Below are 8,173 nucleotides of genomic sequence, written 5' to 3' on the forward strand. Positions count from 1 at the left end.
GCTTACAGCAGGAACCCGGCGGGGAACGGGTCCGTCGGGTCGAGCAGGTAATTGGCGGTGCCGGTCACCCACGCGCGGCCGGTGATGGTGGGCACGACGGCGGTGACACCGTCCACCTCGACCTGCTCGACGAGCCGTCCGGTGAACGTGGTGCCGATGAAGGATTCGTTGACGAAGTCGGTGTCCAACGGGAGTTCGCCGCGTGCGTGCAGTTGTGCCATCCGCGCACTGGTGCCGGTGCCGCACGGCGACCGGTCGAACCAGCCGGGGTGGATCGCCATGGCGTGCCGGGAGTGGCGCGCGGTGGAGCCGGGAGCCTTCAGGTAGACGTGGTGGCAGCCGCTGATGTCGGGGCGGCCGGGGTGGACGGGGAGGTCCTGCTCGTTGACCGCCGCCATGATCGCCAGGCCGGCGTCCAGCAGTTGCTGCTTGGCCGCGCGGTCGAACGGCAGGCCGAGGCGGTCGAGGTCGACGATGGCGTAGAAGTTGCCGCCGAAGGCGATGTCGTAGGGCACCTCGCCGAAGCCCGGCACCGCCACCACGCGGTCCAGCCCGTGCGCGAAGGACGGCACGTTGCGGATGGTCACGGACCGCGCGTGCCCGTCCAGGACTTCGACGTCGGCGATCACGAGCCCGGCCGGGGTGTCCAGCCGGATGGTGGTGACCGGCTCCGTCACCGGCACCATGCCCGTCTCGACCAGCACGGTCGCGGTGCCGATGGCGCCGTGGCCGCACATCGGCAACATGCCGGAGACCTCGATGAACAGCACGCCGAAGTCGGCGTCCGGCCGGGTCGGCGGTTGCAGGACGCTGCCGCTCATCGCCGCGTGGCCGCGCGGCTCGAACATCAACATGGTGCGCAGGTGGTCGGAGTGCTCGCTGAACCACTGCCTGCGTTCGGCCATGGTGGCGCCGGGGATCACGCCGATGCCGCCGGTGATCACCCGGGTGGGCATGCCTTCGGTGTGCGAGTCCACCGCGCTGATGACCCTGCTGGACCTCATGCCGGGACCTCCGGGTCGGTCGACGCGGCGGTGGCCTCCGCCGCGCTGTGCTCACGATGGCGCGATGTCATCGGCTACCGGTAGCCCTTCTGGACGGCGGCGTCCGTGTCGTCCCGGATCGTCTTGGCGACGTGCGGGTCCAGCGGCAGGCGCGGCGGGCGGCACGGGCCTCCCCTGCGCCCGACGACGTCCATGGACAGCTTGATCGCCTGCACGAACTCCGTCTTGGAGTCCCAGCGCAGCAGCGCGTGCAGGTCCCGGTAGAGCGGCAAGGCCTCGGCCAGGTCGGCGACGTCGCCGGAGGTCACCAGCCGGTAGAGCTTCATCGTGGACACCGGCAGGGCGTTGGGGTAGCCGGCGATCCAGCCCACGGCACCGGCGAGTCCGAGTTCGAGCAGCACGTCGTCGCTGCCGACGAGCAGGTCCAGGGCGGGTGCCCGTTCACGCAGCTCGTACGCGCGCCGCACGTCGCCGGTGAACTCCTTGACCGCCACGATCAGGCCTTCGCCGTGCAGCTCGGCCAACAACTCCGGTCCGAGGTCCACCTTGGTGTCGTAGGGGTTGTTGTAGGCCACGACCGGCAGCCCTGCCTTGGCCACTTCGCGGTAGTGCTCGACCACCGCCGCCCGGTCGGCCCGGTAGGCGTTGGGCGGCAGCAGGAGCACCGACTGCGCGCCCGCTTCGGCGGCCTGCTCCGCCCAACGGCGTGCCTCCCGCGCCCCGTAGGCGGCGACACCGGGCATGACGCGGAAGCCCTCCGGTGCGGCCTGCACCGCCGTGGTGACGACCCGCTCCCGCTCCTGCGGCGTGAGCGTCTGGTACTCGCCGAGCGAGCCGTTGGGGGTCACCCCGTCGACGCCGTTCGCGGCGAGCCAGGTGACGTGTTCGGCGTAGCCGTCGAAGTCCACGCTCAGGTCGTCGAGGAAGGGCAGGGCCGTCGCGACGTGCACGCCGCGCCACGGCCGGGAGTTGTCCGTCATCACCATCTCCAAAGGGGGATCGGAATCAAGTGGTACGTGACATCGCACTGTTCGGGAGCAGCCACCGGGGCGGCGGCACCGCTCACGTCAGAGCCGGGTGATCCGGACGCCGTCCGCGGTGAACGACCGGTCGTGATCGGGGTGAACAGCGCATGTGACGCCTCCATCCGCGGTTTTGCTCGTCCGGCGGTCATGTCGAGCAGGCGGTTCAGCACGCGATCGCCGGACGCGGTGATCCCGTCATGCTCCCACCCGTTGGTGATCCACGTGCGCAGCGACCCGACCGAATACGCCGCCGCGAGCGACAGCCTGGTGGGCACGTACATGTCGTGGTGGTGGACGACCGCGGCGATCGGGACCGCGCTGGAGCCTCGTCGTGCTTCCGGGACTCGGCAGGCCGGCGCGGTGGCGACCACCTGTCGCCGGGGCTTGGTTGCCGAGGACGTTGCGGATGCGCTGGCCCTTGATCTCCTCGATCCGGCTGAACTCGTCTGTCACCGCGTGGGTGGGCCGCGCCGCCACAACCCCGGATGATCTCGGCGGACGGTGGAGAGCGGAACTGCATCGTGCTTGTCGGGCAGTACCGGGTCCGAACGGGCCCTACCGGGTCGGCTCGTGGTGTTCAAACGTGGGTATTGCGGAATGCCAGAAGATCGCGATCCCGCGTGGGGCGTTACAGGAACATCTGCAGCCGATGAGTCGGGGTTCGCGACGCACGTTCCGAGCGAATTGTGTCGTCGAGGGTAACGATGTGGTCACAGCCGCTAACGGGGGTCGGAAAGGATCGGATCTGGCCGGTTGAGGCCACTACCGCGGAGGAGTGTGCACGTCCGCCTGGTGTGAAAACGACACGAGGCGAGAAATCAGGCGGTGCGGAAATCGTCAAGGCTCGACCTGTTCGGGCAAGCCGTTGTGCTCCGCAAACTCTTGCGCGACCGACATGAACCCGCGACACCGGAGGTAACGCCATGAACTGCGCATGTGTCAGAGCAGGCAAGTCGAAATGCGCGTGGTGCAAGGAGGCCGAGGTGCACAAGATCCCTGCGTCCCGCCACAAGTGCCAATGGGGCAGCTGCTCCTGAACCCGGAAGGGGGCGGCACCTTGCGGGGATGGTGCCGACCGGTCGGTCCGATTCGTTCGCATGGTCGGCACGGAGCGATTGTGCGGGTCGCCTGTTGAGCGACGAACGGTGGCAGTCGACCGCGTGGACCGTTCGTGACGGCCTGGTGGTCGAGGCCCTGCACCTGTGGAGCTTCACCGGTTTGCCGAGCGCCCTTGAGGGCCACGACGCCGCCACCCCCTCCGGCCACGCTTACCGGCCGTCCGCTCATGCCACTGACGTCGGGTCCGCGGACGTGGGCGTGGGGCGCGGTTGGCGTCGATCCGTGCTGTGACGGTGCCGTTGGGGGCCGTTTGGGGCTGTGGCTCAAGTGTCGGGGTTCGCGGTCCGTGGGTCGGCAGTGAAGTCGGAGTCCAGCATGCGGCGGCTCGCTTCGCCGAGTCCGTCGGCGAGCGCCCGTAGTTGGTCGGGGGTGAGGACGTCGATGAACAGTTCGCGGACCAGGGCCACGTGTCCTGGCGCGGCCCGCTCCAGCACGGCCATGCCCTCGTCGGTGAGGCAGGCGTAGACGGCGCGCACGTCGCTCTGGCAGTTGCGCCGGCGCACCAGTCCGGCCTGCTCCAACTGTCCGATCTGGTAGGTCAGCCCGCTCTTGGAGTTCTGCACGGCGGAGGCGAGCTCGGTCATCCGCAGTTCCCGGTCCGGGGCCCCACTGAGCCTGGCGAGGATCTCGTACTGCAGGTGGGACAGGCCGGCATCCCGCTTGAGCTGCTGGTCCATCCGCTGGTTCAGCAACGCGTGCGTGCTCCTGAACGCGTTCCAGGCCCGCTTCTCTTCCTCGTTCAGCCACCGTGGGAGACCCATGTCACAACCCTACTCGTTGTTCAAATTCGAACTCAACTGTAGCGTCGCGCTTGAGTTTAAATTTGAACGACTGGACAGGACTGGGAGCCACCATGCCGACCAGCACTCCCGCCGCCGTGCGCACCCGGGTTCGCATCCCGCTGCGCTTCGCCGACGGCTACTCCGTCACCGCCGAGGTGGTCACCTTCCACGGTTTGGTCGACGGGGCCGAGCACATCGCGCTCGTCCTCGGCGGCCGAACCGGCGGAACCCCGCTGGTGCGGCTGCACTCGGAGTGCCTCACCGGGGACGTGTTCGGCTCGGCCCGCTGTGACTGCGGTCCCCAACTGCGTGAAGCGGTGGCGCGCATCGACGGTGCCGGCGGGGTGCTGCTCTACCTGCGCCAGGAAGGCCGTGGCATCGGCCTGTACAACAAGCTCGACGCCTACGCCCTGCAGGACGCGGGGCTGGACACCTACCAGGCCAACACCGCCCTCGGCCTGCCGGAGGACGCACGCGACTACACGCCGGCCGTCCAGATGCTGGCCGCCCTCGGTGTCGCCGAGTTGGACCTGCTCACCAACAACCCCGACAAGGCGCGGCAGTTGCGTGAGCTGGGCATCACCGTCGCCGAGACCGTGCCGACGGGCGTGCACGCCACCCCGGACAACCTGCGCTACCTGCACGCCAAGGCGGCGCACACCCACCACACCATCGCCCTGTCCGACTTGGCGCACGTGGCCGGATGAGAGGGATCGCCATGAAAGCCGTCGTCATCACCGACTTCGCCACCCGACCCACGCTCACCGACCTCCCCGTGCCCGAACCCGGCCCGGGCCAGCTACTCGTGCGCCTGCACGCCGCCGGGCTGAACCCGTTCGACTGGAAGGTCGCCGACGGCGCGCTCAAAGACGCCGTGCCACACGCCTTCCCGCTGGTCATCGGGTCGGACGGCGCCGGCGTGGTCGAGCGGACCGGGCCCGGCGTCACCCGCTTCCGCACCGGAGACCGCGTCTACGGGCAGTTCATGCGCCTGGAACAGGGACAGGGCTCCTACGCGGAGTACACGCTGGCCGACGAGAACGGCACCATCGCCGGGATCCCCGACACCCTGCCCTTCGCCCTGGCCGCCGCGCTACCCACCGCCAGTGTCACCGCCTACCAGGCCGTCCAGGCCGCGCGCCTGGGCACCGGGCACACGCTGCTGATCAACGGCGCCAGCGGCGGCGTCGGCCAGTCGGCCATCCAGTTCGCCGCCCAGGCCGGCGTCCGGGTGCTGGCCACCGGAACCCCCGACCTGGCCGACCACCTGCACGACCTCGGCGCCCACACCGTCATCGACTTCACCCTCGCCCCCACCCACGACCAGGTGGCTGCCGCGCATCCCGATGGCATCGACGCCGTCCTGGACCTGGTCACCCCCGCCGGTGGCGACGTCAGTGCGATGGCCGACCTGCTCCGTTCCGGCGGCACCCTGATCAGCACCAACTACGCCGCCGACCCGGATGCCCTGGCCTCCCGCGACATCCTCGGCGTCAACTTCGGCAACCGCCCGACCACCGAGGTGCTGGACACCCTCGCCGAACTCGCCGCCACCGGAAACTGCGCGTCCGCGTCGACGCCGAGGTGCCACTCGACGAGGCCCCGACAGCCCTTGCCCGGTCTCGTGCCGGCGGTGCCGGCGGCAAAACGATCATCATCCCCTGAACCGGCGCTTCCGCCGTTCTCCCTGTCCCACGACTCAGGTGTCGCGCAAGCCGCCCGGCGACCCCACTGCCGGTCGATCTGCCCGGGGTGTCCGTCGACGAGACGAACACCCCGTCCTACCAAGCACTCGATGCCACAGGCACCGTGCTGTCCGACATCGGGAGGTGGCGGCACCCGACCCACTCCCGGCCGGTGGTTGCTCATCCGCAGCTGCTCGGTTCGTCCGGGGGTGCCGTCGGGCAACCTGGTGATCGACCGCGCGTCCTCTCCTCAGCGGGAGGGGAAGCCCGCGGTGAGGGGAAGAGATCATGCGCAGAGTCGCGTTGGTGGTCGCCGCGGTGTTGGTGGCGATGTCGGCGGTTCCGACGAGTGCCGGTGCGAGTGCCGGTGCGGGTGCCTGCACGCCGGTCGACTGGGGATCTGGAACGAAGACCGTGTTCAACGGTTCCGGTGGCTTCGTGACGGATGTCCGCTCCGGACGGCACGAGTGCTTCGACCGGCTGGTGATCGACACCAGCCTGGTCGAGGGCGGGTACTACGTGGCCTACACCGACGAGGTCAGGTTCGTCGGGTCCGGCGAGCCGGTTCCGTTGCGGGGCGGGGCGAAGTTGTTCGTGTCGACGTACTCACCGTCGTACGACGAGAACTTCGACCCGACGTACCAGCCGGCGAACCCGGCGGAGGTCGTGGACGTGACCGGGTACGAGACGTTCCGGCAGGTCGCCTGGGCCGGGTCTTGGGAGGGCACCACGGACCTCGGGCTGGGCGTCCGCGCTCGGTTGCCGTTCCGGGTGTTCACCTTGCCCAACCACGTCGTCGTGGACGTCGCCCACCGGTGGTGAGGCGTGGTGGGGCTGCCCCGCCAGGCGGCCCCACCACTCGGCGCGCATGACTCTCGGCCCACACGTCGTCGGGCGTTGGACGAGCAGTTCCCGGACGAAGGTGACCAGGTGCTGCCGCTGCTGTACCTGGACCCGGCGGGGCTTCGCATCGGCGTTGGAGGAGTTCTTCGGCTTGCCTGCCGGCCTGTCCGTCTCGGTGATCGCCTGGTCGACCATCGACTGGCGGGACGAGTGGTGGGCCTTCGGCGGTGGGAACTTGTCCTGTGTGGACATAGATCGAACCGCGATAGCCACCCGTTCCCTGCGCGTGGCACCGGGGGCACAGTCGTCCGACAAGCACGAGCGGTAGGCCGGGCGGCTGTGGTCAGGTTCGGTCCTCCAAGGTCTGTTTGATGACGGCCAGGCCCGCGGGTCATGGCCACGTCGAGCGATGGGGCGAGGCCGTCGGGGAGTACGTCGCGGATCCAGATCAGTCGGCAGCGGTCGTCGCCGTCGGCGAACGTGACGATCCTGCAGACCGCCCTCGCTGTTGGCCGAGACGCCCGTCGGGGCCGAACGCCACACCGTTCGAACCCCACAGCCGGTTCGGCCCGGTGAGCCTGCGGACGTTCCACCGGCTGCGCGGCCCGACCGATGCCCGAACCCGCACCGGTCGCCACGACGCTGCTGTTCTGAAACCCGTTGCCGTTCGGGCGGCTGCATGGAGCTGATCATCGGCCACGGCGCCGGCGCTTGGGGGACAGGGCCAAGGAGCTGGCCGCCTGGGAGTCGATCGAGCTCGACCGCCCCGGCGGCGGCGCGATCACCGTGACGGGCGTGCCCGCCATCCACGGCCAGGGGGCCCGTGAATGAGGTCGAACCGATCACCGGCAGGTCGTCGGCTTCGTCCTGACCGGAGAGGGTCTGCCCACGGTCTGCGTCAGCGGCGACAACGCGCGAACCTTCCCGTGGTGCTCGGGCTCGTGGAGCAACCGGGCGCCACGCGGCCGGACCGCCGCGCGGTCAGCGTTCGGCAGCGGTCTTGAGGTGGCTTAGCCACGCGACCAGGGAGGCGTCGAGTCCCGCCTGCATACCCGCCACGTCCGCTCGCACCGGCTCGCCGTCCCACGACTCCTCGGTCTCCACCAGCACACCGCCGTCCACTTCGGTGAACCTCCAGACGTGCACGCCGTCGATGCCGTGGGCCGGGCCGCCCCAGCAGGTGCGGCGCAGCGGTTCCACCTCGTGCACGGACGAGGTGATGCTCAGCCCGTAGGTCTCCCAGGAGAACGACGCGCCGGGTGCGAACGGGGTGTCGAGGACCGCCGCCGTGATGTCCGACTGCCACGTCGTCCAGGCCGAAACGTCGATGTGCAGGGCCCACGCGGTCTCCAGCGGCGCGTCGATGGTGGTGCTGTGCCGGGAGATGACGGGGGCGTTCAGGTCGATGTCCATGGCGATGTCCTTGATTGATTAGTCACTCACTATGCGGCACGGGCGTAGTGGACGTGATGGTCGGTTGAGATTGCGGGGCGGCTGTAGGTGTTCTGACTGCGCCGTATGTGAGTAACTAATCACTCACATGGTCGGTTGTCAAGTTTGCGGCGCACTCCGGTCCGCCGTGACCCGTTAGCCCGCTGCTTTCACGGGGGATTGGCGTGAGAGTGGCCAGCTCATAGAGAAAGGTGCTCTGAGCTGCAAGGATATGGCTTGTCTAGGGCCTTGTCCGTGCGAGTTCAGGAGCACCTTTCCGGTGA

The 8,173-nt window shown here is 69.3% G+C and carries 8 protein-coding genes and 1 pseudogene; 5 read left to right on the plus strand and 4 right to left on the minus strand.

Features of this window, described 5'->3' with window-relative positions; all coding sequences use genetic code 11:
• Positions 1-2 precede the first annotated feature (2 nt).
• Together FM051_RS44290 and FM051_RS44295 are read right to left on the minus strand one after the other, a co-directional pair.
• Entirely contained in the window at positions 3-1,004 is a 1,002-nt protein-coding gene (locus FM051_RS44290; protein ID WP_158853097.1) for a proline racemase family protein, read from the minus strand.
• Between the two features lie 74 nt (positions 1,005-1,078).
• Positions 1,079-1,984, minus strand: coding sequence for a dihydrodipicolinate synthase family protein (locus tag FM051_RS44295; protein WP_158853098.1), 906 nt, complete (start codon positions 1,982-1,984; stop codon positions 1,079-1,081).
• Positions 1,985-2,116: 132 nt separating this feature from the next.
• On the opposite strand from FM051_RS44295, the gene FM051_RS44300 reads away from it, so the two are divergent.
• Positions 2,117-2,518 (plus strand): hypothetical protein, encoded by a 402-nt coding sequence (locus tag FM051_RS44300; RefSeq protein ID WP_158853099.1) that lies wholly within the window; start codon positions 2,117-2,119, stop codon positions 2,516-2,518.
• Positions 2,519-3,160: 642 nt separating this feature from the next.
• The gene (locus FM051_RS44305) at positions 3,161-3,379 is read left to right on the plus strand and encodes a hypothetical protein (RefSeq protein ID WP_158853100.1); all 219 of its coding nucleotides are present in this window, start codon (positions 3,161-3,163) and stop codon (positions 3,377-3,379) included.
• A 32-nt stretch (positions 3,380-3,411) separates the two neighbouring features.
• On the opposite strand, the gene FM051_RS44310 is transcribed toward FM051_RS44305, so the two are convergent.
• Entirely contained in the window at positions 3,412-3,909 is a 498-nt protein-coding gene (locus tag FM051_RS44310) for a MarR family winged helix-turn-helix transcriptional regulator (protein WP_158853101.1), read from the minus strand.
• A 92-nt stretch (positions 3,910-4,001) separates the two neighbouring features.
• On the opposite strand from FM051_RS44310, the gene FM051_RS44315 reads away from it, so the two are divergent.
• The 3 genes and pseudogenes from FM051_RS44315 (at position 4,002) to FM051_RS44325 (ending at position 6,437) form a co-directional block, all read left to right on the plus strand.
• Positions 4,002-4,637 (plus strand): GTP cyclohydrolase II, encoded by a 636-nt coding sequence (locus FM051_RS44315; protein ID WP_158853102.1) that lies wholly within the window; start codon positions 4,002-4,004, stop codon positions 4,635-4,637.
• A gap of 11 nt (positions 4,638-4,648) precedes the next feature.
• Positions 4,649-5,353: pseudogene (locus FM051_RS54225) on the plus strand (NADP-dependent oxidoreductase); the annotation flags it as partial.
• Between the two features lie 550 nt (positions 5,354-5,903).
• Positions 5,904-6,437, plus strand: a complete 534-nt coding sequence (locus tag FM051_RS44325; protein WP_158853103.1) for an AMIN-like domain-containing (lipo)protein — start codon at positions 5,904-5,906, stop codon at positions 6,435-6,437.
• A gap of 1,002 nt (positions 6,438-7,439) precedes the next feature.
• Here the strand turns inward: FM051_RS44325 and FM051_RS44335 are convergent.
• Entirely contained in the window at positions 7,440-7,871 is a 432-nt protein-coding gene (locus tag FM051_RS44335; protein ID WP_158853104.1) for an SRPBCC family protein, read from the minus strand.
• Between the last annotated feature and the right edge of the window lie 302 nt (positions 7,872-8,173).

Origin of the sequence: Saccharothrix deserti (genome assembly GCF_009769385.1) — a bacterium.
Classification (GTDB): domain Bacteria; phylum Actinomycetota; class Actinomycetes; order Mycobacteriales; family Pseudonocardiaceae; genus Actinosynnema; species Actinosynnema deserti.